This window comes from Oleiphilus sp. HI0067 (genome assembly GCF_001635735.1).
Window position 1 is genome coordinate 1 of the sequence record NZ_LWFI01000653.1, and the last position, 833, is coordinate 833.

Here is an 833-nt window from a genome sequence, read left to right on the forward strand (position 1 = left end):
TTAATCTTTTTAACTAAGAGATATATGCCGCCTATTTGTTCTCAAATGAATGAAAAGCGGACATTGGTTTTCCATTCGCAAATAGACAGAAGCAGCTGTTAGTGCTTCGCAGTTCACGATGCCCGCTTCGAAGAAGATTGCAGACCTTAACGCTTTGACCGCACCTNCTTCGAGAGGTCGAGTTGTGTTGGTTCAAATTATATCTACAGGTCNCCTGTGATAACCGCACGAGGGGCGGGTATCACTGCTTATTCTTACAAAGCTCTGATTTTAAAGGGGTAATGAATTAGCAAATGCGTATTCAATACGCATTTGCTAAAGAGTGTGCGCAATTTGAAAAAACGGAAGTCTCATAAGTCTATGATTATTAATGAATTGATCGTTCCGAAGGTGTTAACCTAATTGAAAAGTGATACCCGTATCGGGTACGTAGAATTAACTGTTAAATGTCTTTATGGATAAACTATGGAATTAGAGGAACTTTTATCTAAATTAGATCAGATTCAAGAAGATGGAGTATTTGCATTCGTCAAGTGGGATGGTGAACGCTCCATAAACAAGAAAACAGTTCTAATAGAAAAGCCTGGTACTGACTTCTTATTTCGTAGAGATACAGATGACTTGGTCAACACCATAAAAGATGGTGTAAGCGAATATAATGTGTACTTTAGCACCAACATTTAACAAGTGCAGCCAACGGATTCGCTACGCTCTCCGCTGCTGCAAGCGTTATGGTCCACTATGATTAAGAAACTCGAAAGAATCTTTTATGCACTAATTCCTTTGATAGCAATCATTTATATCTGGGCAACTTGGCAGTCAAAGATTAACCC

At 39.0% G+C, this 833-nt stretch carries 1 protein-coding gene; it reads left to right on the plus strand.

What is annotated here, in order from left to right; genetic code table 11:
- The first annotated feature begins 465 nt into the window (after positions 1-465).
- Positions 466-684, plus strand: coding sequence for a hypothetical protein (locus tag A3739_RS07205; protein ID WP_068473950.1), 219 nt, complete (start codon positions 466-468; stop codon positions 682-684).
- Positions 685-833: the final 149 nt, after the last annotated feature.

What these genes read in the sequence shown, in the direction of transcription:
- A3739_RS07205 (WP_068473950.1), top strand. Translation starts at nt 466, where the DNA reads ATGGAATTAGAGGAACTTTTATCTAAATTAGATCAGATTCAAGAAGAT.